Source organism: Kribbella sp. NPDC051587 (assembly GCF_044453945.1).
Classification (GTDB): Bacteria; Actinomycetota; Actinomycetes; order Propionibacteriales; family Kribbellaceae; genus Kribbella.
The window spans coordinates 1-26,788 of record NZ_JBITDE010000015.1 but is presented as its reverse complement, the minus strand read 5'-3'; the positions used below and the strand labels follow the sequence as shown (position 1 = coordinate 26,788).

General features: G+C 68.4%; 24 protein-coding genes. 6 read left to right on the top strand and 18 right to left on the bottom strand.

Annotation, left to right across the window (positions count from 1 at the left end; genetic code table 11):
* The first annotated feature begins 24 nt into the window (after window positions 1–24).
* Window positions 25–633 carry a hypothetical protein gene (locus ACIA49_RS35910; protein ID WP_396382705.1) on the top strand — a complete coding sequence of 203 codons (609 nt, stop codon included), beginning with the start codon at window positions 25–27 and terminating at the stop codon, window positions 631–633.
* On the opposite strand, the gene ACIA49_RS35905 is transcribed toward ACIA49_RS35910, so the two are convergent.
* The 3 genes from ACIA49_RS35905 to ACIA49_RS35895 form a co-directional block, all read right to left on the bottom strand.
* On the bottom strand, window positions 616–1,335 hold the full coding sequence (locus ACIA49_RS35905; protein WP_396382704.1) for a peptidylprolyl isomerase: 720 nt from the start codon (window positions 1,333–1,335) through the stop codon (window positions 616–618). The two genes, ACIA49_RS35910 and ACIA49_RS35905, sit on opposite strands and share 18 nt — an antisense overlap.
* On the bottom strand, window positions 1,335–4,541 hold the full coding sequence (locus ACIA49_RS35900) for a GH92 family glycosyl hydrolase (protein ID WP_396382703.1): 3,207 nt from the start codon (window positions 4,539–4,541) through the stop codon (window positions 1,335–1,337). Before ACIA49_RS35900 ends, ACIA49_RS35905 begins: the two co-directional genes overlap by 1 nt.
* A gap of 243 nt (window positions 4,542–4,784) precedes the next feature.
* Complete coding sequence (locus ACIA49_RS35895) at window positions 4,785–5,189, bottom strand: hypothetical protein (protein ID WP_396382702.1); 405 nt, start codon at window positions 5,187–5,189, stop codon at window positions 4,785–4,787.
* A 130-nt stretch (window positions 5,190–5,319) separates the two neighbouring features.
* Here ACIA49_RS35895 and ACIA49_RS35890 point away from each other — a divergent pair, with 130 nt between their 5' ends.
* From ACIA49_RS35890 to ACIA49_RS35875, 4 genes are read left to right on the top strand one after another with little or no spacing between them, the layout of a single operon-like run.
* A complete protein-coding gene (locus tag ACIA49_RS35890; protein ID WP_396382700.1) occupies window positions 5,320–5,514 on the top strand; it encodes a hypothetical protein in 195 nt (64 codons plus the stop codon).
* A complete protein-coding gene (locus tag ACIA49_RS35885) occupies window positions 5,514–6,083 on the top strand; it encodes a DUF6879 family protein (protein WP_396382698.1) in 570 nt (189 codons plus the stop codon). Before ACIA49_RS35890 ends, ACIA49_RS35885 begins: the two co-directional genes overlap by 1 nt.
* A complete protein-coding gene (locus tag ACIA49_RS35880) occupies window positions 6,080–6,922 on the top strand; it encodes a helix-turn-helix domain-containing protein (RefSeq protein ID WP_396382696.1) in 843 nt (280 codons plus the stop codon). The genes ACIA49_RS35885 and ACIA49_RS35880 overlap by 4 nt, the downstream gene beginning before the upstream one ends.
* Before the next feature lie 15 nt (window positions 6,923–6,937).
* On the top strand, window positions 6,938–7,468 hold the full coding sequence (locus tag ACIA49_RS35875; protein WP_396382694.1) for a flavoprotein: 531 nt from the start codon (window positions 6,938–6,940) through the stop codon (window positions 7,466–7,468).
* A gap of 199 nt (window positions 7,469–7,667) precedes the next feature.
* On the opposite strand, the gene ACIA49_RS35870 is transcribed toward ACIA49_RS35875, so the two are convergent.
* The 13 genes from ACIA49_RS35870 to ACIA49_RS35810 form a co-directional block, all read right to left on the bottom strand.
* Window positions 7,668–8,315 carry an NUDIX domain-containing protein gene (locus tag ACIA49_RS35870; RefSeq protein ID WP_396382903.1) on the bottom strand — a complete coding sequence of 216 codons (648 nt, stop codon included), beginning with the start codon at window positions 8,313–8,315 and terminating at the stop codon, window positions 7,668–7,670.
* Window positions 8,315–10,045 carry a CTP synthase gene (locus tag ACIA49_RS35865; RefSeq protein ID WP_396382692.1) on the bottom strand — a complete coding sequence of 577 codons (1,731 nt, stop codon included), beginning with the start codon at window positions 10,043–10,045 and terminating at the stop codon, window positions 8,315–8,317. The genes ACIA49_RS35870 and ACIA49_RS35865 overlap by 1 nt, the downstream gene beginning before the upstream one ends.
* 21 nt (window positions 10,046–10,066) lie before the next feature.
* Window positions 10,067–11,092 (bottom strand): glycosyltransferase family 4 protein, encoded by a 1,026-nt coding sequence (locus ACIA49_RS35860; RefSeq protein ID WP_396382691.1) that lies wholly within the window; start codon window positions 11,090–11,092, stop codon window positions 10,067–10,069.
* Window positions 11,089–12,654 carry a murein biosynthesis integral membrane protein MurJ gene (gene murJ / locus ACIA49_RS35855; RefSeq protein WP_396382690.1) on the bottom strand — a complete coding sequence of 522 codons (1,566 nt, stop codon included), beginning with the start codon at window positions 12,652–12,654 and terminating at the stop codon, window positions 11,089–11,091. The genes ACIA49_RS35860 and murJ overlap by 4 nt, the downstream gene beginning before the upstream one ends.
* Window positions 12,651–13,463: a hypothetical protein gene (locus ACIA49_RS35850; RefSeq protein WP_391547708.1), complete on the bottom strand. Its 813-nt coding sequence runs from the start codon at window positions 13,461–13,463 to the stop codon at window positions 12,651–12,653. The genes murJ and ACIA49_RS35850 overlap by 4 nt, the downstream gene beginning before the upstream one ends.
* Before the next feature lies 1 nt (window position 13,464).
* Entirely contained in the window at window positions 13,465–14,412 is a 948-nt protein-coding gene (locus tag ACIA49_RS35845; protein ID WP_396382688.1) for a copper transporter, read from the bottom strand.
* Window positions 14,409–15,590 (bottom strand): putative cytokinetic ring protein SteA, encoded by a 1,182-nt coding sequence (gene steA, locus ACIA49_RS35840; RefSeq protein WP_396382687.1) that lies wholly within the window; start codon window positions 15,588–15,590, stop codon window positions 14,409–14,411. Before steA ends, ACIA49_RS35845 begins: the two co-directional genes overlap by 4 nt.
* A 98-nt stretch (window positions 15,591–15,688) precedes the next feature.
* Entirely contained in the window at window positions 15,689–17,416 is a 1,728-nt protein-coding gene (gene recN / locus ACIA49_RS35835) for a DNA repair protein RecN (protein WP_396382685.1), read from the bottom strand.
* A 3-nt stretch (window positions 17,417–17,419) separates the two neighbouring features.
* Window positions 17,420–18,346: an NAD kinase gene (locus ACIA49_RS35830; RefSeq protein ID WP_396382683.1), complete on the bottom strand. Its 927-nt coding sequence runs from the start codon at window positions 18,344–18,346 to the stop codon at window positions 17,420–17,422.
* Between the two features lie 17 nt (window positions 18,347–18,363).
* Window positions 18,364–19,179: a TlyA family RNA methyltransferase gene (locus ACIA49_RS35825; RefSeq protein WP_396382681.1), complete on the bottom strand. Its 816-nt coding sequence runs from the start codon at window positions 19,177–19,179 to the stop codon at window positions 18,364–18,366.
* Complete coding sequence (locus ACIA49_RS35820; protein ID WP_396382679.1) at window positions 19,180–19,617, bottom strand: hypothetical protein; 438 nt, start codon at window positions 19,615–19,617, stop codon at window positions 19,180–19,182.
* 1 nt (window position 19,618) lies between these two features.
* Window positions 19,619–20,140 (bottom strand): polyhydroxyalkanoate synthesis protein PhaF, encoded by a 522-nt coding sequence (locus tag ACIA49_RS35815; protein WP_396382677.1) that lies wholly within the window; start codon window positions 20,138–20,140, stop codon window positions 19,619–19,621.
* A gap of 67 nt (window positions 20,141–20,207) precedes the next feature.
* On the bottom strand, window positions 20,208–21,320 hold the full coding sequence (locus ACIA49_RS35810) for an HAD-IIA family hydrolase (RefSeq protein WP_396382675.1): 1,113 nt from the start codon (window positions 21,318–21,320) through the stop codon (window positions 20,208–20,210).
* Between the two features lie 24 nt (window positions 21,321–21,344).
* On the opposite strand from ACIA49_RS35810, the gene ACIA49_RS35805 reads away from it, so the two are divergent.
* Window positions 21,345–22,505: a DUF1015 family protein gene (locus ACIA49_RS35805; RefSeq protein WP_396382673.1), complete on the top strand. Its 1,161-nt coding sequence runs from the start codon at window positions 21,345–21,347 to the stop codon at window positions 22,503–22,505.
* A gap of 16 nt (window positions 22,506–22,521) precedes the next feature.
* Here the strand turns inward: ACIA49_RS35805 and ACIA49_RS35800 are convergent, their stop codons facing one another.
* Window positions 22,522–23,376 (bottom strand): CHAD domain-containing protein, encoded by an 855-nt coding sequence (locus tag ACIA49_RS35800; RefSeq protein WP_396382671.1) that lies wholly within the window; start codon window positions 23,374–23,376, stop codon window positions 22,522–22,524.
* Between the two features lie 770 nt (window positions 23,377–24,146).
* On the bottom strand, window positions 24,147–26,534 hold the full coding sequence (locus ACIA49_RS35795) for a hypothetical protein (RefSeq protein WP_396382669.1): 2,388 nt from the start codon (window positions 26,532–26,534) through the stop codon (window positions 24,147–24,149).
* Window positions 26,535–26,788 lie beyond the last annotated feature (254 nt).

Below are 26,788 nucleotides of genomic sequence, written 5' to 3'. Positions count from 1 at the left end.
GCCAACCCCGGCAGACTGCGGCACATGACCGAACTTCCGTCGCAGTACCACCGCAACCTCCCGTACGGCGAACGTCTGTCCGCCGCGGAGTTGATCGGCGACCCGCTGTTCCCGTTCGAGGGCGACCTCCAGGTCGTGCCGCTGGCCGATCCCGAGCTGCCTGAACCGCTGCGCGCCGGTGAGCCGGGCGGGAAGCCCTGCTACACCTGCACGGAGCCGGGCAGGTTCGTGATCTGGCGCGACGACCAGTGGCACCTGAAGGCGTTCGAGAACCACGGGCTGCCGTTCGTCGCCGTCCTCGAGCCTCGGCAGCACTACCGGCTCGACAACCTGCCGCCGGAGCTCACGGCGACCCTCGGCGGCGTGATCCAGCGGGTGAGCGGCGCGATCAGCCGTCTCGAAGCGGTCGGGCGGACGCACTTCAGCCGGTGGGGTGACGGGAGCGAGCACTTCCACGTGTGGTTCCTGGCGCGGCCGCTCGGGCAGATGCAGCTGCGCGGCGCGATGCTCGCCATCTGGGACGACCTGCTGCCGAACGTCCCGTCCGAGCAGCACCAGGAGCACGTGCGGCTGGTCGCCGCCGCCCTGGCTGAGGGCGGCGGCGAGGCGGTCGAGCTACCAGCTGCCGAGTGAGCGGGCGATCAGGATGTCGGTCTTGCGGACCGGCGGACCGTCGAGGTTGTCCGGGTTGTCGTCGCTGACGACGGTGCCACCCGCGGCGACCTTGTCCAGCGTCTTCAGCCCGGTGCGGTCCACCGTGCCGAAGATCGTGTAGTTGGGCCGCAGCCGCGAGTCCGCGAAGACCAGGAAGAACTGGCTGCCGTTGGTGTCGGGGCCGGCGTTCGCCATGGCGAGGACACCACGGGCGTAGACCTTGCTGGCGCCAGAGGGGTCGGTCGGCCAGTTCGGCAGGCCGGTCGGCAGTTCGTCCTTGTAGGAGTAGCCCGGACCGCCCTCACCGGTACCGCTCGGGTCGCCGCACTGCAGCACCTTGAGCGTCGGGTACAGCGTGAGCCGGTGACAGGTGGTGAAGTCGTAGAAGCGGCTCTTGGCCAGGTGCAGGAAGCTCTGCACCGTGCACGGCGCCTTGGCGCGGTCGAGTGACAGCAGCATCAGCCCCTGGTTGGTCGCGACCACCACCTTGACGATGCCCTTGTCCGGCGTGTGCTGCGGGTCCGGCGGCAGCGAGACCGGTCGGGCCGGCGGGTCGTCCGGGGTCGAGGTGTAGCCGCACGGCCCCTTGGTGCCGGTCGGTGGTGCAGCGTGCGCCGGAGTGGCGACCAGCAGCGTGGCCACCATCAACGTCGCACCTGCGATCACAGCCGAAACCTTCATCAGTTTCCTCCCACTGCCACAGTGAAGATCCGCAGATCGCGGTTCTTCGGAAGCGTGATGCTGACCGGCGTCTGGGTCAAGGTCACAGGTGCCGTGGCGAAGATGTGCGTCGTCACGTTGTCACGCCCGCCGCCGGACTCGTTCCGGTACGGCGTGGTCGCGACAATCAGGTTGCCGTAGTGCAGAGTGTCGCCACCACCGCCCAGAGTCCAGTCGCTGAAGGACAGGTCGATCGGCTGGGTACTGCCGTCGCTGAAGTTCAGCGTGGCGGTCGTCTGCTGGTTCCCGTTCACCGCGCTGCCGATGAACGACAGCTTCGTCGTACCGGCCGGCAGGTTCAGGTTGAGCAGCTGGCCGTCCGCAGGCACGTTGTCCGGGTCTCCCACCGGTACGTCGGGCCACGTGAACGTCAGCCCCTGTACGGCGCCGGTGCCACCGGGCGTCAGCCCGGCCGCGGCCAGAGCCTGCCGCGAGTAGCTCACTCCCCCACCGTCGTAGTCAGCCTCGGTGTGGTCACCAGCGTCGTCGGAAGCCGCTGTGCCTTCCCGCAGCACGAAGAACGAGTTCGGCAGCCCGACAACCACGGTGAAGCCCACCTGCGGCAGTGCAGTGCCGTCAGCCGCCTTGACCGACACCGTGACCGGGTAGCGACCATCCGGCGTACCGGGTGCAGCTGTGATGGTCACGGGCGCACTGCCGTCCTGCTCGACGCGGAACGAGCCAGTGGCCGGGTTGGCGGTCAGACCGGGCGGCGTCTGCACCGTATAGGTCACGTTCTGCGGTGTACCGCTCAGACGGTGCGCCTTGATCGCCACTGGCGCACTGGTGGTGCCCGGTGCGATCACCACGCGGCTCAGATCCGTGGACGTCTGGAACGGGATCTCACCGGTGCGCCACGACGGCGGTGCGTCGGCCGGCTTCGAACCCCAGGCCACATTGGCCGTCGTACCGAGCGTGAAGTCCAGAGTGCCGCCGTGCTGCACGAAGCTCTCCGGCAGCCACGCCTTGGACGACGTCCGCCCGTTCACCTTCAAAGACTGCACGTACGGCGCGTCTGCGCCCGGAGCGTTGATCCGGATGGTCTTGCCGCGGTCGCGGTGGATGACTGCGCGCGGGAACAGCGGTGCTGCGACCTGGAGCTCAGAACGGCTCGGTACGTCGGGGTAGAGCCCGAGCGCGGTCCACACGTACCAGGACGACATGGCGCCCAGGTCGTCGTTGCCAGGAATGCCACCGGTGCTGGTGTTCCAGAGCTGGGTCATGGCCTGCCGCAGCGTCTCCTGCGTCTGGTACGGCTTGCCGGTGTAGTTGTAGATCCACGGTGTGTTGATCGACGGCTCGTTGTCCATCTCGGCGTGCAGGTCGCCCGCCTTGGTGAGCGCCCAGGTGCCGTCCGGGTTCTTGAAGAACGCATCCAACCGCTGGTTCGTCTTGTCCACGCCACCGATCGCATCGACCAGACCGGCGCGGTTGTGCGGCACCATCCACGTGTACTGCGCACTGCTGCCCTCGGCGAACCCGTCACCCGTCGCCGGTGTGAAGCCCGGCCAGGCGCCGTTCTCGTCCCGGTTCTGGACGTAGCCGCCGTTCTCCGGGTTGAACACGTTCTGCCAGTACTGCGACCGGTTCAGGAACTGCTTGTACGTCGTGTTGCTCCCGGTCCGCTGGGCCAACTGGGCGATCGCGAAGTCCGCGGTGGTGTCCTCGAGCGTCTCGACGGCACCGCCCCAGGCGTTGGACTTGGTCGGGATGTAGTGCAGCGCCAGGTACTTGTCGAGCGACGGCCGCTGACCGATCGACATCACCGGCTTGCCGGCCGAGCTGAGGTCCTTCGCGGTCGGAACCGTCGCAGCCTTCACCAGCGACTTCAGGGCACTCCGTACGTCGAAGTTCGTGCCACCGAATGCGTAGATGCCAGCCACTGCCGGTGCAGCCGGGTCACCGGTCATCACCGCCGTACTGCCGGAGGCGTGAGTCCAGCGGTCCCAGACGCCGCCGTTCTGATCGGCCTGGTTGAGCAGCGACTGGGCGATGTCACCTGCCTTGTCTGGCTCGAGCAACGACAGCAGCTGCACCTGCGAGCGATAGACGTCCCACCCGGAGAAGGTCGCGTACTGCGCCTCCTGACCGCGCGCTACGCGATGCACCTTCTGGTCGAAACCCCAGTACTGCCCGTTGACGTCACTGAACACGTTCGGGTGCAGCAGTGCGTGGTACAGCGCGGTGTAGAAAGTGGTGCGCTGGTCAGTGCTGCCACCGCTGATCTCAATGCGGTTGAGCTGCTTTCGCCAAGCCTGCTTGGCCTTAGCCGCAGTCGCGGTCACCGACGAACCATGTGGGTTCTCAGCACGCAGGTTGGCCTGTGCGTTGGCCTTGCTCACGTAGGAGATGCCGATCCGCATCGTCACCTTGCTGCTGTCGAAACCGACGTACCCACCAGAGCCCTTGTTCGGCGGCATCCAGCCGTCGGTCCCGTACGTCGTACCGCCGCGTGCGGACGTGCTGCCCGGGGTGACTGTCGTGTCGGTCCACGTCCCGGTGTTCTTGAAGGGCTGGTCGAACTGCGCGACGAAGTGCAGCGTGTAGTAGCTACGGCGGCCAACACTGGCCAGATAGCCGCAGAAGTTCCCACTGGTCACCTCACCGGAGACAGTGCGCGTCTTCGGGTCAATGCTGATCTGCGCGTCGCTGGAGCCGACCTCAGAGTTCGACGTCCGGAACAGCAGCGACTTGGCCTTGTCCGCCGGGAACGTGAACTCAGCCGATCCAGTGCGCGGTGTGGCGCTCAGCTCCGCCGTAGCGCCAGAGTCGAGTCCGACCTTGTAGTACCCGGCCTTGGCGACCTCATTGGCGTGGCTGAACGTGCTGGCGTAGACCTCGTCCTTCGCATCACTCTGCGGCGAGCTGGTCACGTCCCCGACGTACGGGAAGATCGGAATGTCACCCGATCCACCGGCACACCCAGTACCGCTCATGTGCGTCAGGCTGAAGCCACGGATCTTCGTAGCCGAGTACAGGTACCCACCAGGCGCAGCAGTCCGGTACGCGTTCCCCCGGCTCGTCTCCGGGCTGAACGAGAACATCCCGAACGGCGACACCGCACCCGGGAACACGTCCCCCAGGTTCGACGTACCGATGAGCGGGTCCACATGCTCGGTCGGATCGGCCGACGTACCAGTGATGCCGCTAGAGCCAACAGCCTCCACCCCACGCAGCCCAGCCACAGCCGGATCAGCAGGTGGTTTCGTAGTCGGCCAACTCGGCACAGGTGGACCAGACGCGGCCTGAGCAGTCGCAGTCAGCGCAAGGCCAACCGACAACACACTCACAAGCACAGCAGTACGACGGCGCAGGGCGGTGCGCGACATAAGGATTCCCCACCTAAGACGTCGGAACAGAGCGGCGTGACATCGTTGTCAGCAACAAATACCCTCACCACCCGCACAAGGTCAAGCACTCAACGGAGTTTGGTACGGCGGACGGGCGCAGACGCAGGGATCAGTACGCCCGCCCACCGGCTCCTGGGAGTGATCCGCCGCGATCAAGGCACACGCACCGGTCTCGCGCTCGAGTCGCTGCCCTTTGGTCTCACCACGTCCCACCGCACTCAGGTGCGCATCCGTCGGCACCACAACTACGGGAATGTCGCGCCGTTTGACCACCTGCACGAGCGCGTCGAACGCGACCGGATCTGTGGCGAGTTGCTCCACGAAGACCTCACTCAGAAATAAGCCTTGCCGCCTGGCGAAGATCGCGAGTCGCACCACCGCCTGGTCGAGCTCGACCCAGGTCATCGACGGATACCGCCGCAGGTAGCCAACCGCTGGCGTGATCTGAGCAGGACCGTCGGCCATGGCAGTGAATATTCCACATAAAAAGTGGAATATCGAGCGAATTTGCGAAACCCTGTAGCCCATATTCCATATCGATTGGCATCACGGTAGACTCGTATCGTCATCACCCCTTGGCCGAAGGAGAGCATGGATGTCTCAGCTACGGCGGATCGCTGGAGATTGCCCGGACAACAAGACGTGTCCGGCGGCCTGGACGACGGACACCGATCCTGACTCGATCTATGTCGTCGGCTCGATCGTCGAGAACGATCAGGACCTCCTCGCGAAGGCGGGGCCGGGTGAAGCCGTCGTTCGCTTCCCTAGAAGCCTGTGGGAGCGCCGCTGATGCTGCCCGAGGAACAGGTGGACGCGATCTTCGAGGGTTTCCGTCGCAGCGCGTTCCGCCTCGAAACTCTTGACCATTACGACGTCGGGTCGGACGGCGGCGACGTCGCGCGTTATCTCGCCGGTGAACCGGATCCGGATCCCGAGCGCAAGGGACCGTGGCTGGAGCAGCTTCGTGCCGAACGAGCGGCCGGCAAGCTCAGACATCGCGTCCACGTCCTGCGTACGCCGTTGACCGACTACCTTCGCTACGAATGCGAGTGGGGGTATCTGCCGAATGCGGCGGCCGGGGAAGAGATCCACATTCTCGATCTCTCGGAGCAGCGGTTGCCGATCGAGGTCGACCCGCTCGAGGACTTCTGGCTGATGGACGACGACACAGTCCTGCGCATGCACTACGACGAGCGGGGCGTCTACCTCGGCGCAAGCCTCGCCGAGGACGTCGTACCGTATCGTCGGAGCCGCGACGCCGCCCTCGCTGCGAGCACAACCTTCAGTATCTGGTGGAGCGATCATCCCGAGTACCGGCGAGCCAACCAACAAGAACCGGAGAAGCCAAGCCACGCATGACTGGTGCGGACCACACCTCGGGTGCTCTCGATCTGGCCACGGTGCTGCGTGAGTTTCGGCGCCGTGCTGGCCTTGGCGGTCTCGAAGCCGCCCGCCGGGCCGGCGTGAGCCAGTCGAAGATCTCCAAGCTCGAGAACGGGCTGCTGCGAGCAAGCCCCGAGGATGTTCGCTCATTGTGTGACGTCTACGGCGTATCCGCGGACGAGCGAGAGAACCTGGTCGGGCTGGCATCCGACCTGAAGTCCTCGAGTCGCTTGTCGAGAGTCGTCATGACTCGAGGCGCTGCACGGCTCCAGCACCACATCGGTCAGCTGGAGTCCAAGGCAACGCTGCTGCGCAGCTATCAACCGGCGATGGTGCCTGGGCTCCTGCAGACACGCGCCTATGCAAGTCTCGTCTTCGGTGCCGGCCTCGCCGACGAGGAGCGCGACGCCGCAGTCGACGCCCGCTCGAGCCGCAGCAGCGCGCTGGACGACGAGACGAAGGAGTTCAGGCTCGTCCTCACCGAAGGCGCATTGCGATGGCAGGCAGGTAACCCGCAGGTGATGGTCGATCAGCTCGACGCCATCATCACGGCGTCACGCCGCCCGAACCTCCGTCTGGGTGTGATCCCGTGGACGACACCTGTCGAGGTCTTCTGCACCCATGCCTTCCACATCTACGATTCCGCGGCCGTTCTCATCGGGACGGAGATCGCCTCAGCGATCCTCGATTCCAGTGGCGACGTGACGGTGTACGACGAGCTGTTCGATCGACTCGACCATGTCTCATCCACCGGAGACGACGCACGGCGAGAGCTGCTGCGGATCAGGAGCGACTACCAGCTCCTCGGTCGATGAGCTGCAGGAGTTTCCGTGGGCGACCGCACTCTGCTTCTTGTGACCTGTGGGGCGCCGCTTGCGGCACGGCTGAAGGACGGCGTACGGGCTGCCCGCGAGCTGGGCTGGACGCCGTATGTCGTACCTACCGACGCCGCGATGCCCTGGCTCGAGGACCTGGACCTGGCTGATGTGCCGATCGTCGTGGGCAATCGGAAGCCTCACGAGCCCAGGCGCACACCGACCGCGGATGCCGTGCTGGTGGTTCCGGCGACGTTTCACACCCTCAATGCCTGGGCTGGTGGGATAGCGAGTTCGTATCCGTTGACCACGCTCTGCGCGGCTCTCGGCTCACGGACGCCGACGGTCGCTGTGCCGTACGCCAGTGCGGAGCTCACCAACCATCCTGCCTGGGCTGCGTCGGTCGCGGTGTTGCGGCAAGCAGGTGTGCGAATGGTTGACCCTCAGACCGGCTCGACCGAGTCGCTCGAACCAGTTGTGTCAGGCACGCGTGGGCGAATCGTGCGGGAGTTCCGCTGGGATTGGGCGTTCGACTGCCTCGCGTAGACAGGGTCGGTACGCGCGTCAGCGCCACCGCGGATGTGCACAGGCGGCGCCGGCCACGGGTAGTCGGGGCGGGCGGTAGCCCGCAGGGGCTGGGCGGTAGCCCGCAGGGGCTGGGCGGTAGCCCGGTGGAATGTGGGGCGGGCGGGTGCGCGCGTAGCAGGTGCGACGAAGGAGCGACTGCGTAGCACGCGGGGAAGTCTTACAGGTCTTTGGCCGGCCAGGGGGAGTCGGCTGGGCGGAGGGACTCGAAGCCGGGGCCGTTGAGGGCGGTCCAGGCGGCGAGGGCGCCCATGATGATGAAGGGGTTCTGGAGGTGGCCGGCCAGGACGGCGCCGACTACCTCGACCAGCGGCGCCCAGACGGTTTCCATGTCCGCCTCCTCGTGGAGGCGGGTGTAGGTCTCGTCGGCGGGTGACAGGTCGCGGGCGAGGAAGATGCGGATGGCCTCGGTGGTCATGCCGGGTGAGGTGAAGGCGTCGACCAGGATGCGCCAGTCGGCGGCCTTGGTGCCGGTCTCCTCCCAGAGCTCACGCTCGCCGCCCAGCTGGTACTGCTCGCCCTGTACGTCGAGGAGGCCGGCGGGTGGCTCGAGCAGGCGGTAGCCGACCGGATGCCGGTACTGGCGCACCAGCAGCATGCGGTTGCGCTCGTCGAGCGCCACCACGCCAACGGCACCCGGGTGTACGACGATGTCGCGGACGAACGTGTCGCCGTCCGGGGGCTCGATGGTGTCCCGGCGGACCGAGATGACCCGGCCCGTCGAGTGCACCGTCTCCGACGCCGAGACCGGCCACTTCTCCGGTACGTCGGCCAGTCCGGCGCCGAAGCGGAGTTCCGGGTGCTCCATCACGCCTTGACCGTCTCGGCCTTGGTCTTGGCAGCCGGCTTCTTCGCGGCGGCAGCGGGAGCAGGGTCCTCGACCGGGAGCCGGGACTCGCGCTGGCGGACCAGGGCGGCCGCGACGAGGCCGGCGAACAGCGGGTGCGGCTTGGTCGGCCGCGAGCGCAGCTCCGGGTGCGCCTGGGTGGCGACGAAGTACGGGTGCTGGGCCCGGTCCAGCTCGATGAACTCGACCAGCTCGTGGTCCGGCGACAGACCGCTGAAGACCAGGCCGGCGGCCTCGAGCTTGTCGCGGTAGGCGTTGTTCACCTCGTAGCGGTGCCGGTGCCGCTCCTGGATGGTGGCGGCGCCGTACAGGTCGCGGACGATCGAGCCCTCGGCCAGGTTCGCCGGGTAGAGGCCGAGGCGCATGGTGCCGCCCAGGTCGCCGCCACCGGCGACGATGTCCTTCTGCTCCTCCATGGTCGCGATCACCGGCTGCTCGGCGTCCGGGTCGAACTCGGTCGAGTTCGCGTCCGTCAGACCGGCCAGGTCGCGGGCGACCTCGACCACCATGCACTGCAGCCCGAGACACAGGCCGAGGATCGGGACACCCTTCTCGCGGGCGTACCGGATGGCGCCGATCTTGCCCTCGATCCCGCGCACCCCGAACCCACCGGGGATGCAGATCGCGTCCACGTCGCCGAGCAGCTTCGCGGCACCCTCGGGGGTGGCGCACTCGTCGGAGGCGATCCAGCGCAGGTTCACCTTGGCGTCGTTGCCGAAACCACCGGCCCGCAGCGCCTCGGCGACCGACAGGTAGGCGTCCGGCAGGTCGACGTACTTGCCGACCAGCGCGACGGTGACCTCGTCCTTCGGGTGGTGGACGACCTTCAGCAGCTCGTCCCAGCGGGTCCAGTCGACGTCGCGGAACGGCATGCTGAGCCGCCGGACGACGTACGCGTCCAGGCCCTCGGCGTGCAGGACCTTGGGGATGTCGTAGATGCTCGGCGCGTCCGCGGCGGCCACCACGGCCTCGACGTCCACGTCGCACATCAGCGAGATCTTGCGCTTGACGTTGTCCGGGATCGGCCGGTCCGCGCGGCAGACGATGGCATCCGGCTGGATACCGATCGAGCGCAGCGCGGCGACCGAGTGCTGGGTCGGCTTCGTCTTCAGCTCACCGGCCGGTGCCATGTAGGGCACCAGCGAGATGTGCAGGAAGAAGACGTTGTCGCGGCCGACGTCGTGCCGGACCTGCCGCGCGGCCTCGAGGAACGGCAGCGACTCGATGTCACCGACCGTGCCGCCGATCTCGTGCAGGACGACGTCAACATCGGGGCCCGCCATCGCGAGCATCCGTTCCTTGATCTCGTTGGTGATGTGCGGGATCACCTGGACGGTGTCGCCCAGGTACTCGCCGCGGCGCTCCTTGGCGATCACATGCTGGTAGACCTGCCCGGTGGTCACGTTCGCGACCTGGGACAGGTCGCGGTCCAGGAACCGCTCGTAGTGACCGATGTCGAGGTCGGTCTCGGCGCCGTCGTTGGTGATGAACACCTCGCCGTGCTGGAACGGGTTCATCGTGCCGGGATCGACGTTGAGATACGGATCCAGCTTCTGCATGGTCACCCGGATGCCGCGCGCCGTCAGCAGACTGCCGAGGCTTGACGCCGTCAGCCCCTTGCCGAGACTGGAGGCGACGCCACCGGTGACGAAAACGTGCTTGGTCTGCTGCGAGTTCGAAACCCTGTCCACGGGCCTCCAGCCTACCTGTTGTCAAGGGGTGGTCGCGACGAGACCCGCGTAGATGTCGAGCAGATTCTTCGCCGCGGCGTCCTCGTCCGGCCATCTCGCGGCCAATTCCCGGCCACGCGTCCGCATAGCGTTCGCCGTACCGGGCTCGGCGAGGATCGCCCGGACCCCGTCGGCCAGTCCGTCCGCGTCGCCGGGAAACGCCAGTACGGCGCTGTCCTCGACCAGCTCGGGGATACCGCCGGTCGCGGTCGCCACCACCGGTACGCCGACCTGCATCGCCTCCTGGACGACCAGAGCGCGCGCCTCCCAGTGTGAGGTGAGCAGGAACACGTCAGCGGCGCCGAGCAGGTTCGCCACGTCGCTGCGGTGACCCAGCAGCCGCACTGGCAGCTGCTCGGCGTCGATCCGCGCCTGCAGGTTGTCACGGAGCGGACCGTCGCCGACGACCACGAAGACCGCCTGCGGGTTGGACTCGTGCACCCGGGCCGCCACGGACAGCAGCGTCGGGTAGTCCTTCTGTGGAGCGAGCCGGCCAACGGTGAGGATGAGCGGCTGGTCGGTGAGACCGAGCTCCAGGCGGATATCCGCAGCGGACACGGTCGGCTGGGACATCGTGGGCGCGGCGACCGGCGCGAGGCGGGCGTCACGCGCTCCAAGGCTCTTGGCAAGCTCCACGAGGTCGCTGGAGGCTCCTAGGGTCAGGTCCGCACCCTTGGCGACCAGACGCTGTCCCAGACGCATCACCAGGCCCTTGGGGCCCGGAGCGATCACCGCGTTATGCCAGGTGACGACCAGTGGGCGCAGCTTGGCCCGGTCACGCAGTGCGGTCATCCCGGCGCGGTAGCCGTGCGCATGGATGATGTCCGACCCGCGGAGTGCCGGTGCCTGGGTGACGACGGTCGCGGCGCCGAAGTCGAAGTGCTCAGCCGTACCGGGCGGCGCGCAGACCACCACCTCATGCCCCGCGCTCAGGAATCGCGGCACCAAGGAGGCGACGTGCTGACCGATCCCGCCTCGCGACTCCGCGAGCAGCAGGCCAATCTTCATGCCACAACCTTTCGACGGAGGAGCGCGCGGGCATCCCCACGATCCAGTACGACGGCAACTCCGGCGTACACGATGACGACGGCCAGACCGGACAGCACCGAGAACAGCACCGCCGTACCGACTCCCGCATCAGCAGCCGGCAGTGCGACGGCCCAACCAGCTGCACCAGCCAGTACGGCGCCGACCACCGCAGCCAGCGTGGCCCGGGCCAGACCAGCCAGTACGGCGCCGCCCGCGTCCCGTTGGAGCACCACCACCAGGGTGACAGCTCCGAGGACCATGCCGATCGACATGGCGGCCGCCAGGGCCGGGACTGCATCCCACTGCCCAGTGAGGACGACGGCCGACACAGCGACGAGCGCCCAGGCAGCTGAGGTAACCACAGCGACCTGGCGACCGGAGTGCCGCGCGTAGAGCACCCGCCCGACATGCATCAGTACGGCGAACCCAATAGCGGCCGGAGCGAACGCCATCAGCCCATGACCGAGTGAGGTCGCTTGAGCCTCCTGTACGGCGCCATCGTCGTACGCGAAGATCCGTGCAACCGGTACGGCGGTCCCGACGAGCAGCGCTGCGCCAGCACCACCGGCCAGCATCACTGCACGAGTCGAGGCAGCGGCGTACAGGTCGAACTGCTCCCCCGCCTCGTACGCGGCAGCAAGACGTGGGAACACCGCAGTGGTGATCGGTACGGCGAGCACGGCGTACGGGAGCAGGTAGACCGCGTTGGCCCAGGTGTAGACGGCGATGCTGCCCGCAACACCACGGTGGTTGGCCAGGTACGTGGTGACGACGAAAGTGAGCTGCTGAGCGATCAGCACGGCCAGTCCGGCGAGTGCGAGCTTCCGCAGTACCGGACCGACGCCGGGGCCGAGTCTGAGCGTGAGCTTGATCGGTAGGCGCAGTAGCAGCATCGGGATCAGCACTGTGAACGCCAGTGCAGCAACGCCCGCTGTCGTCCCCCACGCGAGCAGATCATTCGCACCGCGCGATGCACTGTCCGCCTGAGGAGCCATGACCGCGAACACGAAGTAGGTGCCGACGACCACCAAGCTGGAGACCAGTGGTGCCCACGCACCTGCCCCAAACCTCTTGTGGGACTGGAGGACCGCAGTAGCGATCACAGCGAGGGCATAGCCGAACACCTGCGGCACAAAGATGATGAGCATCCTCGTCGCAGTCGCCGCGGACCCGGCACAGTCAGGGCCAGGGTCCAGCAACGCGTCGGTGTAGCTGGAGGCCAGCACCCACGACAGAATCGCGAACGGCGCCAGCAACAGGAACGACCACGACAGCAGCGCCCCGATGATGCGCCCCTGCGCACCGCGGTCGCCCCGAGCCACCGGACCAGCCAGCACCGGGATCACCGCACCCGCTAGCGCACCACCGGCCACGATCTCGAACAGGATGTTCGGCAGCTGATTGGCCGTCGTATAGGCCTCAGCCAGACAGCCAGCGCCCACAGTCTTCGAGAAGACAAGCCATCGCCCGAACCCCACCACCCGGGCAAGGACGGTGACACCGGCCACCAAGAGGGCGGCCTGCGCAATGCGCGACTTCACCGGGGGCGTCGGCCCCACTGGTCGATCTTGTCCAGCGTCGGGTTCTCTGCGATCACCTTGGTGAAGCTGACCTTCTCGCTGGCCAGGTTCAGGCCGACGACGCCTGCCAGGACGAGGGTCTTGAGCCACCGCGGGAGGGACGCGGCGAGCGCCGTACCGGTGATGGCTCCCAGGCCGTTGGCGCCGCAGTCGCCGAGCATGGAACGCTCGCCGAGGTCAGACGGCGCACTGGCGACGGCTGCTCCGAGTACTGCACCAGCTGGGCCGTCGACGACAGCAAGCGGCGCGTTGACTGCGGCAACCGCCTTGAGCGCGCGGCCGGGGCGTAGGTCGAGCAGGTTGGTCAGGTTCGCCGTACCGGCGATGAGAGCGCCGTCGGCAACCACGCCGACCAGTGCCTTCACACCGGACGACTTGCGCGGCAGCAGCGCCGCAGCGGCCAGACCGGCCGCACCGACGCCGAGGATCTTCACTGCACCACTGGTCACCTCACCGCGCTTCAACGCGGACAGGTGACCCCGGAAGCCCTTGGCCTGCGTGGTTCCGCGCAGATCGTCGTACGCGCCAACAGCTCCCGAGACCGAGCCGGCAAGCAGTGCGGCGGCCTTCACCTTGCCCGGAGTGGACGGTGCGGCAGCGACGCCGGCCAGGGCGCCCAGTACGGCGACCGGTCCCTCCAGCAGCGTGACGGTCTCGCCCCGGTGGTTGGTCCGCTCGAACGGCTGCCGGTTCTCCTTAGGCAGCTTCTCCGCGGCCTTCTCCAGTGCGGCAGTCGCAGCCGCCGCAACGGCAGCGCTCAGAAATCCCACGTCAGTTGTCCTTCACCTGTACGGCGGCCGGCGCGATGCCGTCCTTCGCGCCGAAAGCACCGTACTGACCGGCCTTGCCGGTCGCCTGCTCGACGAGCGCGAAGACGACGGTCATCTGCCCGGCGGGCAGATCGGCCACGTCCACCGAGGAAACGATCTTGGTGGCGTCGGAGTCACTGCGCAAGGCCTTCAGCAGTCCGCCATCCTGCGCGGTGTCCGGCGTCCCGGCCACCACCACACCGGCGCTGCCCGCGTCGAGACCCGCGGCGAAGTCCACCGCGTCGGTGTACGCCGAGTTGGTCACCGGCGGATCGGCCGGCTTGCCGGCCACCACCACGATCAGCGTGGACCGGTCCTTGATCGTGGCCGGCTTCAGCGACACCAGTCCGGCATCGGTCAGCCCGCTGAGGATCCGGGTCGAGTCGGTGTCGACCGGCTTGCCGCCCTCCTTGGCCGCGAGCCCCCGCGCCAGGATCAGCCCGGCCCGCTCGTAGGTCGTGGAGTCCTTCGGGAAGTCGACGTCGGCCGTGGCCAGCTGGGTGATCAGCGGCTCGACCAGCTGCCGCTGACCGGGATCGAACAGCTTCGCGTTCAGCGCGGCCCGGACGGTGACCTGAGCGCCGGCCTTCTGCAGCTCGTCGTCGAGGCTGTCGACCACGCTGTTGTCGGCGTTCGGCATCGTGATGATCGCGACCTTGCGATCGGTCAGCTTGCCGGTGGCCAGCCCGGCCGTCACCTTGGCCTCGTAGTCCTGGTGGTACTTGTTCAGCGCCTGCAGTTCGTCGTTCTTGGCCCGGGCGTCGACGAGGTTCTGGCGGTCGATGTTCGCCTGGTTCGCGATGATGTCGCTGCCGGTGCCCTTCAGCGGCCCGGCGCCGAGCACCACCCCCGCGCCCAGGGCGAAGAAGATCGCCACGATCGAGACGATGTGGTAGCGAAAGTCGATCACGTGAACAGCTCCCGGATCCAGTAGACGAAGTCGTTCCAGCGCGCCCGCAGGATCGACCACAGCACAGCGTCGGCGTCGATGGCGACCATCGCCATCCCGAGGGCGAACAGACCGGCCGCGACCAGCGCGACGATCTGGAACGTCGAGACCCGGCTGCGGTACAGCCGTCCGACGCCCTTCGCGTCCACCAGCTTGGCGCCGACGCGCAAGCGGGTGATGAAGGTGCTGGCCATCCCGGAGCGGCCCTTGTCCAGGAACTCCACCAGCGAGTTGTGGGTGCCGACCGCAACGATCAGCGAGGCGCCCTTGGAGTCGGCCAGCAGCATCGCGACGTCCTCACTGGTGCCGGTGGCCGGGAACTCGATCGAGTCCACGCCGAGCCGTTCCAGCCGCTCCGAGCCGGGCGCGCGGCCGTCGCGGTACGCGTGCACGACCACCTCGGCGCCGCTCTTCAGCGTCTCGTCCTTGACCGAGTCCATGTCGCCGACGATCAGGTCCGGGGCGTACCCGTTCTCGACCAGTGCGTCCGCACCGCCGTCGACACCGATCAGGACTGGCCGGTACTCCCGGATGTACGGCCGCAGCGCGACCAGGTCTTCGCGATAGTCGTAGCCACGGACGACGATCAGCACATGCTTGCCGTCCATCGGCGTGTGGATCTCGGGGACGCCGACACCGTCGAGCAGCAGGTCGCGCTCGCGGCGCAGGTAGTCCAGCGTGTTCGCGGTGAACGCCTCGAGCTGCGTCGAGAGCCCGGCCCGGGCCTCGTCCATCAGCTCGGCCACAGTCTGGCTGTCCTGGGCAACACCCTTCGCGACGACCTCGTCACCGCGGTACAGGGTGCCGTCGTGCAGCCGGACGTGCTCACCTTCGTGCAGGACCGAGAAGACCTCGCGGCCGATCCCGTCCACCAGCGGAATCCCGGCGGCGACCAGGATCTCCGGGCCGAGGTTCGGATAGCGGCCGCTGATCGAATCCGCGACGTTCACCACCGCGGCGACCTTGCAGTCCACCAGTGCCTCGGCGCTGACCCGGTCCAGGTCGACATGGTCGATGACCGCGATCTCGCCTGATTTCAGCCGTTTGGTGAGATTCTTGGTACGCCGATCCAGCCGGACCACTCCGGTGGTTCCGGGCAGTTCAGTCGGGCGTGCTCTCCGCAGGCTGGGCAGTTTCATCGCGCTCTCATCCTGCCACGTCACCAGAGCCGTTCCGGCTCATGACCCCGCCCGCGGGCCATTTCATCCTTTGTAACGAGCGCTTGACCCGGTCCTGGCTACCGTTTCTTCTTCTTGGGCTTGGTGTGCCGCTCGGCCGCCAGCGCGAGCAGTTCCTCGGCGTGTGCCTGGGCCGCGTCGGAGTTCTCCAGGCCGGCCATCATCCGGGACAGTTCCTTCAAGCGGGCATCGTCATCCAGTGCGACCAGGCCACTCGTGGTCACCGAACCGTCGTCACTCTTCAGTACGACGGCGTGCCGGTCGGCGAACGCGGCCACCTGCGGCAGGTGCGTCACCACGATCACCTGAGCCTTCTCGGCCAACCGCGCCAACCGCTTACCGACCTCGACCGCCGCGCGACCACCGATTCCGGCGTCGATCTCGTCGAACACCAGCGTCGGCACCTTGTGCGTGTCGGACAGGATCACCTCGAGCGCCAGCATCACGCGCGACAACTCACCACCGGAGGCCGACTTCTGCAGCGGGCGGGCCGGGCTGCCCGGGTTCGCCGCGAAGCAGAACTCGATCTCGTCGATCCCGTACGGACCGGCCGTGGTCTCGTGCACCTCGACCGACAGCGTCGCGTGCGGCATCGCCAGCCCGGTCAGCTCCTCCGACACCAGTACGCCGAGCCGCTCGGCCGCCTCGACCCGCGCCTCGCGGACCTGTCGACCCAGCTCGGTCAGCGTCGCGTCCAGCTCAGTCAGTTCCGCGGTCAGCAGCTCGACACGCTCATCACTGCCGTCGAGCTCAGCCAGGCGCTCGGCGGACCGCTTGGCCCAGTCGAGCACCTCATCCACAGTCCCCTGTTCAGCGCCGTACTTGCGAATCAGCGTGGTCAGCAACGACCTGCGCTCGCTCACGACAGACAGCCGCGCCGGGTCGGTGTCCACGTCGGCGGCGTACGACGAGAGCTCGCCAGCCAGGTCTGCGGCCAGATACCCGAGCTCACCGGCCCGGTCTGCCAGCCCGGCCAGCTTGGCGTCGTGGTCGCGTTCACCGTCCAGCAACTGCTTGGCCAGGGCCAGCAAGCCCAGTACGTCGCCCGGTCGCGTCGACTCGAGGTCCTCAGAGGCGAGGGCGTCGGCAGCGTTCGTGGCCGCGGTCCGCAGACCGTCGGCGTACGCGAGCCGCCCTTCCTCGGCCGCCAGTTCGGTGTCCTCACCGGGCAGCGGCTCCGCCTTCGCAACCTCTTCCAAACCGAACCGCAGCCGGTCCGCCTCGGCGAGCCGATCGCGTTGCCGCGTGGTCAGCTCTGTCAGCTCCGCCTCGACCTCACGGTGCCGCTTGTACGACGTCAGGTACTCCTGCAGCGGCACCAGAACCGGCTTACCAGCAAAGGTATCCAGCGTCTCGCGCTGCCGAGCCGGCTGCAGCAGACGCCACTGGTCAGCCTGTCCGTGAATGGCGACCAGGTCGCCGGACACCTCGGCCAGCACCGACACCGGCACGGACGCCCCGCCGAGGAACGCCCGCGAGCGCCCCTCCGACGACAGCTCGCGCGCGATCAGCAACTCGTCGTCGTCATCCAGCTCGCCGCCACGGTCCTCGGCCTGCTGCACGATCGACTTCGGGACATTCGTCGCCCGTCCCTCGACCCGAGCCCGCCGTACACCGTGACGCACCAGACCACTGTCGGCCCGGCCGCCCAGCAGCATGTTCACGCCGGTCACGACCATCGTCTTACCGGCACCGGTCTCACCGGTCACTGCCGTGAACCCGGGGTCGAGGTCCAGTGTCGCGTCCTCGATCACACCCAGGCCGGTGATGCGGATCTCCGAAAGCATGACTCAGTTCCCGTTTCCGTTGGGGTTGCGTTTGCGTTCGGCGGCACCACGCCAGCCGAGCACCGGGAGGTCGAACTTGGCCACCAGCCGGTCGGTGAACGGGGCCTTGTGGGCCCGGGCCAGCCGGACCGGGCGGGCTCCGCGCCGGACCACGATCTCGGCCCCCGGCGGCACCTCGACCATCCGCCGGCCGTCGCACCACAGCACGCCGCGCCCGTTCCAGGTGCGCACCAGCTCGATCGACAACCGCGACGACGGCGCCACCACGATCGGCCGCGAGAACAGTGCGTGGGCGCTGACCGGTACCAGCACGATCGCCTCGACCTCGGGCCAGACGACCGGTCCACCGGCCGAGAACGCGTACGCCGTACTGCCGGTGGGCGTCGCGACGACGACACCGTCGCAGCCCCAGCGGGACAGCGGACGGTTGTCGACCTCGACCAGCACCTCGAGCATCTTCTCGCGGGCGGCCTTCTCGACACTCGCCTCGTTCAGCGCCCAGGTCTCGAAGATCAGCTCGCCGTCGTGACGGACGTCGACGGCCAGCGTCATCCGCTCCTCGACCGTGTAGCTACGGTCCACCACCACCTGGACGATCCGCTCCAGGTCGTCGACCTCGGCCTCGGCCAGGAACCCGACATGGCCCAGGTTCACGCCGAGCACCGGCGTACCGTGCGGGCGGGCCAGCTCGGTGGCGCGCAGGATCGACCCGTCGCCGCCGAGCACGATGATCAGCTCGACGTCGAGCGCCGCCTTCTCGGGGTTGTCGGCGATCTCGACCGGGTCGAGTTTGAGCGCTTCGGCCTCGTCAGCGAGCAGGCGGACGAGCAGACCGGCGTCTGTCAGCAGCCGGTGCGCAGCACGCGCCACCTCCACCGCCTCGTCCCGGCCGGTGTGTGTCACCACCAGCACGCGCCGTGGCTCAGCCACTCTGCCTGCCTCCCCTACTACTGCGGTCCACGCTCGATCGCGTCTTGCAGCATCGTCTCATCCAGCGGCGGCGCGGAACGCCGTATCCACAGGAAGTACTCGACATTTCCCGACGGACCAGGCAGTGGACTGGCCGCAACCCCCGCGATCCCCCAGCCGAGCTGCTGCGCCTTGGCGGCAACACCCCGTACGGCGTCCGCGCGCAGCTCGGGGTCCCGGACCACGCCGCCCTTGCCGAGCCGCTCCTTGCCGACCTCGAACTGCGGTTTCACCATCAGCATCAGTTCGCCGTCCGGTTTCACCACTGTGAGCAGCGCCGGGAGCACCAGCGTGAGTGAGATGAAGCTGAGGTCGCTGACCACCAGATCAACCGGTTCACCACCGATCTGCTCCAGTGTCAGCGTGCGGACGTTGGTCCGGTCCATCACGGTGACCCGGTCGTCGGTCTGCAGCGCCCACACCAGCTGCCCGTAGCCCACATCGACCGCGAACACCCGCGCTGCCTCGTTGCGCAGCAGCACGTCGGTGAACCCACCGGTGGACGCACCCGCGTCGAGCACGACCCGGCCCTTCACCTGGACCTCGGGGAACGCCTCCAGCGCACCGATCAGCTTGTGCGCGCCGCGGCTCGCGTACCCCGGGTCGTCGGTCTCGGAGGTGTCGACGACGATCGCCGCATCGGTCCCCACACCGGTCGCGGGCTTCGACGCGACCGCGCCGGACACCTTCACCTTGCCGGCCGCGATCAGCTCGCTCGCCTGCTCACGCGAGCGCGCCAGACCACGCCGTACCAGCTCTGCGTCCAACCGCGACCGCTTGACTCCCTTGGCCACTTACCTGCTGTCGCCTTGGTCGGAGTCGGCCTCGACCAGCGCGGTCTGCAGCCGCTCGTGCAGGTCGGCGTACACCTCGGCGTGCTCGCCGACCGGCTTCTCCCGCAGATCGTCCAGCCGGGCCATCACTTCTTCCACCAGCGGGTGCCCGGACTCGTCCTGGGGCGACTCGTCCTGGGCGGACTCTGCTTCGAACGGCTGCTCGTGCTGCTCGTCGGGTTCGCGGGCGAACTCCGGACCGAACTCCACCTCGGCCGGGTCCACTCGGGCCGGCTCCGCGCCGTACTGGCCGTTCTCGTCGTACTGGTCGTTCTGGGCGCCGGGCTCCGAGTCGTAGTCGGGCTGGGCCTGGGGCTCCTCGCCGCGCTCCGGCGCGTAGTCCGGTTCCACGTCAGGGTCGACGTCCGGGGGGAACTGCTCGCCAGGGTGTTCGGTCACGTCAGGCCTTCTTCGCTGCCGTCTTCTTGGCGGGCGCCTTCTTGGCGGGCGCCTTCTTGGCAGCGACCTTCTTGGCCGGAGCTGCCTTCTTGGCGGCGGCCTTCTTGGCGGCGGCCTTCTTGGCCGGGGCCGCCTTCTTGGCCGGAGCCTTCTTGGCGGGCGCCACCGGTGCCGCTACCGGAACAGGTGCTGCAGCCTGGGCCTGCGCCTCGGCGAGCTCAGTCTCCAGCTGCTGCACCCGGCGGGCCAGTGCTGCGACCTCTTCGGTGCGGACGAACCCGAGCCGCGCGACCGCGCCCTCGACCTCGTTCGTCACGATCGCCTGCAGCAGCTGACGGTTGCTCTTGCTGGTGGCAACGATCTCGTCGGCCAGGTCGCCCACCTTCGTGGTCAGCCCGGACGTCAGCGCGTCCGCGCCGGTCTGCTGCAGCAGCGCCTTCGCCGCCGCCTGGGCCTTCTGCTTGCTGACCTCGGTCAGGCCGTTCGCCAGCTGTACGTAGCCGCGCAGTGCGTCCATCACCATGACTGCCTCCTCGCTTCGTTCCAGCAACGGTAGCGCCTCTGCCCTGCATTACCAGCCAGGGATCGCTTCACTTCTCGAGCCCGATGCGGTGCAGAGCGGCGTCGATGGCGATCGTGCCGAGCGCCGGTGCGGGCTTCGGCAGCGGACGGCGGCTGCTGCGGGTCGCCGACTTGGCAGTCTTGGCGGTCGGCTTGGCCGGCTCGTCTGTCGCGGTCCACACGGCCGACAGGATCGCGCGCAGCCCGTCGTACGGCTCGCCCTCGCCCTTGACCGCCACGGAACCGTTGACGACCTCAGCCGACCAGCCCGCACAGGTGTGCTTGCTGCCGTCGACAGTCACGCCAGGTTGCTTCTGCCCGAGCGCAGCAAGGTCAGGCGCGATGTACGTCGGCCGCTCGTTCTTCGGCGCCCGCGCCAGGTCATGCGCGTCGTGAACGCCAGTAGCGACCCAGAGGCTCGCAATGCCGACCGCGTGGGCCCCTGCGATGTCGGAGTCCAGCCGGTCACCGATCATCAACGGCTTCTTGGCTTTCAGCCGCTCGATACTCGTCTCCAGCAGCGGTGGGGCCGGCTTGCCGGCGACGATCGGGTCCACCTCGACCGCGGCGCGGACTGCCTGCACCAGCGTGCCGTTGCCGGGCGCCATCCCCGCGGCGGTCGGGATGGTCAGGTCAAGGTTGGTCGCGAACCACTTCGCGCCCTCGTTGATCGCATGCGCACCATCGGCGAGCATCACCCAGTTCACATCCGGGTGGAAGCCCTGTACGACGGCCACCGGGCGGGCGTCACTGCTGCGCACCGCGGTGAGCCCGTACTCCTCCAAGGCTGCATAGAGCCCTTCACCGCCAATGACGAGCACCGGCGAGCCCTTGGGGTACTCACTCGCGATCAGCTTCGCTGCGGCCTGTGCGGAGGTCACCACGTCGTCAGCGATCACATCCAGCCCGAACGACGCCAGGTGCTCGGCCACGACCCGTGCCGGCCGACTGGCGTTGTTGGTGATGTAGCCGATCCGCATGCCTTCCTTGGCCGCCTTGCGCAGGTGGTCAGGCGCCTCGGGCACCGGGTCCGGACCGACGTACACCACGCCGTCCAGATCGAGCAGCGCGACGTCGTACCGGCTCGCGAGCGGTTCATCACACTCTGACAGCGGCGCGGGCGCTTCGCCATGCGTGCTCATGAGTCCCGTCCTACGATGCGAGACATGCTGGATTCGAGGGGGAGCGTGCTGCGGCTGGACCCGCTGCGTGCGTGGCGGTTCGTCGCGGGGATGGTGAGCGGCCTGGGCGCGGTCACCTCACCACCGTACGACGTGCTGGAACCCGCGCTGGTCCGGCGGCTGACTGCGTCTGATCTGCACAACATGGTGAGGCTCATCCTTCCACGCGACCCCAACCTGGGTCCGAGCCGGTACGACGAGCCGGCCCGGCGCCTCGCCGGTTGGCGGGAGGCCGGTGTGGTGATCCAGGACCCACGCCCCGCGCTGTACGTCTACGAGCAGCGGCTGGGCGACGCCGTACTGTGCGGTCTGGTCGGGTCACTCGCACTGGATCCGCAGCGGCGCGTGGTGCTCCCCCACGAGAACGTGATGCCGCACTGGGTCGACGACCGCCTCGAACTGATGGAAGCCACCGACGCGGACCTCGAGCCCATCCTGCTCGCGTACGGCGACGGTGGCGCGGCCAGCGACGCAGTGGACGCGGCCCGGGCCGGGGTGCCGTGGGTGGAGGCCGAGACCGAGAACGGTGCCGAACATCGCATCTGGCGCATCGAAGACCCTGAGACCCTCGCAGTGATCGCCGAGGAGATCGGCAAGCACGAGGCGCTGATCGCCGACGGCCACCACCGCTACGCGGCGTACCTGGAGCGCCGTCGCCGTGAGCCGAACCGTCCGGGCACTGACGTCGGCCTGGCGATGCTGGTCGACTACAACCGGCACCCGCTGACGCTGGATCCCATTCACCGCGTAGTACCCGGTCTGACGCTCGACATGGTGCGCACCCGCACCCCCGAGGGCTGGCACGTGCTGCCAGGCCGCCTGGTCGACCTCCCCGACCGACTCACAATCACCGACGGCACCGACTGGATCACGGTCCGGCCGGCCAACGGTCAGACCGTGCCCGTCGTCTCATCGCTCCACGAGCACCTGCTGCCCGCCTGGGGCGCACCGCTGGACGACATCACCTTCCACCACACGCTGTCCGACGCCCTAGCGCTAGCTGGGCCCACCCAAGCGGCTGTCGAGCTCACTGCACCACGCCTCGACCAGGTGCTCGGCTCAGCCGTCCAAGGCGTCATCCTGCCGCAGAAGGCAACCTCCTTCGGCCCGAAGCCTCGCGTCGGCCTGCTGTTCAGAGTCCTCTAGCTTCGACCTCTTACCTTCACGAGCGGTGGTACAAACCGAGGAACTCGGCACGCAGCGGCTTGCGGGCCGCTCGGTGCCGCTCCACAAGCCGTCCGAGGGTGAAGGCCAGCTCGGGCTCCGCAGTCGGTACGAGCGCGGTCAGGGCGTCTGCAGCAGCGCACTGGTCCTGGTGCTGCCCCAGCAACTCCTGGTACCTGGCCGCCTGGACTGCAGTCGCGTGTGCCTCGTCCCCGAGCACAGTCGCGCAGGTGTCAGCGGCGTACCGCACGCGCTTGGCCAGCAACCGCACCTCATGCCAGTCGTCGTCCTGTGTCCACGGCTGCAGCTTGTCCGCCTCCCCCGCAAACACCTGTACGGCGCTGTCCAGCAGCTCGGGCAGCACCTCCCCACACGGCTTCGCGGCCTTCCGTTTGAGCCCGGGCGCGGCCGCCACTGACTCCAGCGTGCAGAGCAACGTGGTGGTGCGTTCACCAGCGACAACCTCGGCTGAGCGAGCCGCGGCGCGCTCTAGCCCGGCGGTGAGGGTCTGCAGGATCTGCTCGACGTGTTCCGGGTCGTCCTCACTCGTCGACGTCTCCTTGACGAGTGCTGCGATCACTTCCAGATCCCGTGCCTCACCACAGGCGTTCGCCAGCTCCGACAGCTCGCTCCGCAGGTCTGTGGCCCACTCACCCGCCAAGAACCCCTTGAAGAGCTTCAGATTGCTCCGCAACCGCCGGCACGAGACCCGAACCTGATGGATGGCGTCATCCTCGCCCTTCTCCACCATCACCACCGCTCGCCGGAGCCGCCGGCCACCCTTGGCGAGCGCGTTCCCAATCAGCACCTCAACCGGCGTCTCCGCCCCCAGCAGCCCCACGCTTGCTCCCATCGCCCCATTCTCCCGACCCCACCCCACCCCCGATCACTCCGCGCGCGTCGCCCACCACCAGCCACCGCAACATCCAAACCCCCACAGCACCTCGCCAGCGTGTCCCCGGCCCCTGCACCCCACGCAGCCGCCACACGGACCGCCCGACCGCGAGCTAGTCGAGAAGGCTGCGGCAAGGTGGTCGGCGCCGAGGTGGTCGGCGGCGAGCTGGTCGGTGCGAGGTGGTCGGTGCGAGGTGGTCGGCCGTCGGCGCGAGGTGATCGGCGCGGGATGATCGGCGCGAGGTGGTTGGGCGTTGGCGCGAGGTGGTCGGCGCGGGCGGTTGGGGCGGGTGGTTGGGGCGGACGTGCGCCACTCACTAACCCACTCCTGACCCGCCGGCGCAGAGCACGCTGAGCGTGAACCATCCCGTCCGCACAGAGTTAGTGAGTGCCAGCGGTCCGCTCCTCCCAGTTCCCTACCCGCAGGCCAGCTTCGCTCGACGCGCGACCACCCGTCACCCCACCCAAATCCCCATCGGCACGGTGGCTTCGCTCGACGCGCGACCACCCGTCACCCCACCCAAATCCCCATCGGCACGGTGGCTTCGCTCGACACGCCATGACCCTCCGCCCCGCCTCCACTGTGAGGAGAGTGTCGCCGGTAAACGATGTACATCGACAGGGAGGCGGCACACTCGGCGATCGGTTCGGTCGAGGTTGTGGGCTTGGTCCCCGGATGTGAAAGAGCCGCCGGGGGTTACCCGGCGGCTCCGTCTGTGCGTTGCTGGTCTACTGGTCGGACTTCTCCGGCTTGTCCTCGGCCACGACCTCGGAGGCCTCGTCGGCGTCTTCCTCGGCGTTGTCCGTCGCGGTGTCGTCGTCGGAGTCGTCGGTCTCGTCCTCGGCCACCACCTCAGGGGCGTCGTCCGACTCGTCGTCTTCGGAGTCGTCGAGGTCGCCGAAGTTGTCTTCGTTGTCGACCTCGTCGACCTCCAGGACGGTCGCGGTGTCGTCGGCCGTATTGGCGTCGGACTCTTCGACCTCTTCCTCGAGGTCTTCGTCGAGGTCGGTGAACTCGAGTCCCTCGAGCTCGGCGGCGCGCTCGGCGGCTCCGGTGGAGCCGTCGGCGTCGGCGCCGGCAGCGCGGTGGAACCAGACCAGGGCCTCTTCGGTCCGGCCGGCCGCAGCCAGCGCGTCGGCGTACGCGTAGCGCAGGCGCGGCAACCAGTCCGCACGGGTGCGCTTGGTCAGCTCCGGCACCTCGAGCACCTGGATGGCGGCGGCGACCTGACCCATGTCACGCCGGGCGCCGGCCGTCACGATCAACAGCTCGATCTGCGTCGGCTCGGACAGGTCCCGAACGTGCTTGTCCTGCGCGAGCGCCAGTGCCTTCTCCGGGCGTCGCAGGGCACGCTCGCAGTCGGCCATCATGGCGAGCACTTCGTGGTTGCCGGTCATCCGCCGTACGGCGCGGAACTCGGTCAAGGCCTCGTCGTAGTGCTCAGCCAGGTACGCCGTGATCGCTACGGCCTCGCGGACACCACCGAGGCGGGCAGCAAGCCGACGAGCCGTCTTGGCGTGCAGGTACGCCAACTCCGGGTCGTCGTCCAGGAATCGCCCGGACGCCACCAGGTGTTGCGCAACCAGGTCCGCCAGGCTGCGTGGCAACGAGCGCAGCTCGGCCTTCGGGCCACGGTCCAGCTCCGCGCCGGTGATGCCCTCGGGAATCACCGGGTCGTCGCGACGCGGACCGACCTTCTCCTCGTCGTCCCGTCGCGGCCCACCGCGCCGGTCGTCACGTCCACCGCGCCCACCGCGGGCGTCGCGATCGTCCCGCTTGAAGGCGCCACGCTCACCACGCGCCGGCCCCGCACTGCGAGCACCGCCGCGCACGCCACCACGGTCGTCCCGCGGCGCCGAGCGCTGATCCCGACGGCCTTCGCCCCGGTCATCCCGCCGGAACCCACCGGGAGCACTACCCCGATCGTCCCGCGCCGGACGCTCGGTCCGAGGCGCACTACGGTCATCGCGAGCAGGCCGAGCATCCCGGCTGTACCCACTGCGGTCGTCGCGTGCCGGGCGCGCGTCGCGGCTGTAGCCACCGCGGTCGTCACGCGCCGGACGGTCGCCTCCACGGAATCCGCCGCGGTCGCCACCACCGGAACGGTCATCACGGTTGTAGCCGCCACCGGCCGGACGGCTGTAACCGCCGCTGGAACGGTCATCACGGTTGTACCCACCACTGGCAGGACGGCTGTCGCGGTTGTAGCCACCACCGCTGGAACGGTCATCGCGGTTGTATCCGCCACTGGCGGGACGGCTGTCGCGGTTGTAGCCACCGCCGCTGGAGCGGTCGTCGCGGTTGTAGCCGCCCCGATCGTCACGGGCCGGACGCTCAGTCCGCGGCGCACTGCGGTCGTCGCGCGCCGGGCGCGCGTCGCGGCTGTAGCCACCGCGGTCGTCACGCGCCGGACGGTCGCCGCCACGGAATCCACCGCGGTCGCCACCACCGGAACGGTCATCACGGTTGTAGCCGCCACCACTGGGGCGATCGTCACGCCCGCCCGTGGAGCGGTTGTCTCTGTTGAAGCCGCCGCTGGAGCGGTCGTCGCGGTTGTAACCACCGCGGTCGCCACCACCAGAGCGGTCGTCGCGGCGGTATCCGCCGGAACGGTTGTCGCCACCGCGGTCATCACGCCCGCCGGCCAGCTGGCCACCGAACGGATCGCGGCGGCCCTTGTCGTCACCACGGGAGCCGGCGAATCCACGCCTGTTCTCCGTACGCGGCTCGTCCCGGTCACCACCGCTACGCGGCGCACTGCGCGGAGCACCGGTACGCGGGGTGTCCCCACGACTCGAAGCACCCCGGAAACCACCAGAGCTGCGCTGACCACCACTGCCACCGGAACCGCCACCGGAGCGGTTGCCGCCGTACCCAGAGCCGCCGCTCGAGCCACCGGATCCAGAACGGTTCCCACCGCTGGAACCACCACTCGAACCCGAACGACCGCCGAAGCTCGAACCGCCCCCGGAACCAGAACCGGAGCGCTTACCGCCGTAGCCGGCGCCACCGGATTCGGGACGTCCCCCGCTACTACGGCCGGAACGGCCACCGCTCCCGGAGGAACCGCGACGGTCCCCCGAGCCGGACCGGGGATTGCGAGGTGGCGTCGCCACAGTGACTCCTTCGATGCTGACGTGCGGGGTAACCGCACTAACCTACCGCCCCGCGCCCCGGAGACCCTCATCGAGAGGCCCGGAGCCCACCTGGCGAGCATCGCCCGGAGGTCCGGTGCAGCGAAAAAATAGCCGGACATATGTTAAGGGCCACCCCTTACGGGGTGGCCCTTAACAGTGTGAAAGTCCGGCGGCGTCCTACTCTCCCACGACCTCCCGATCGCAGTACCATCGGCGCTGAAGGGCTTAACTTC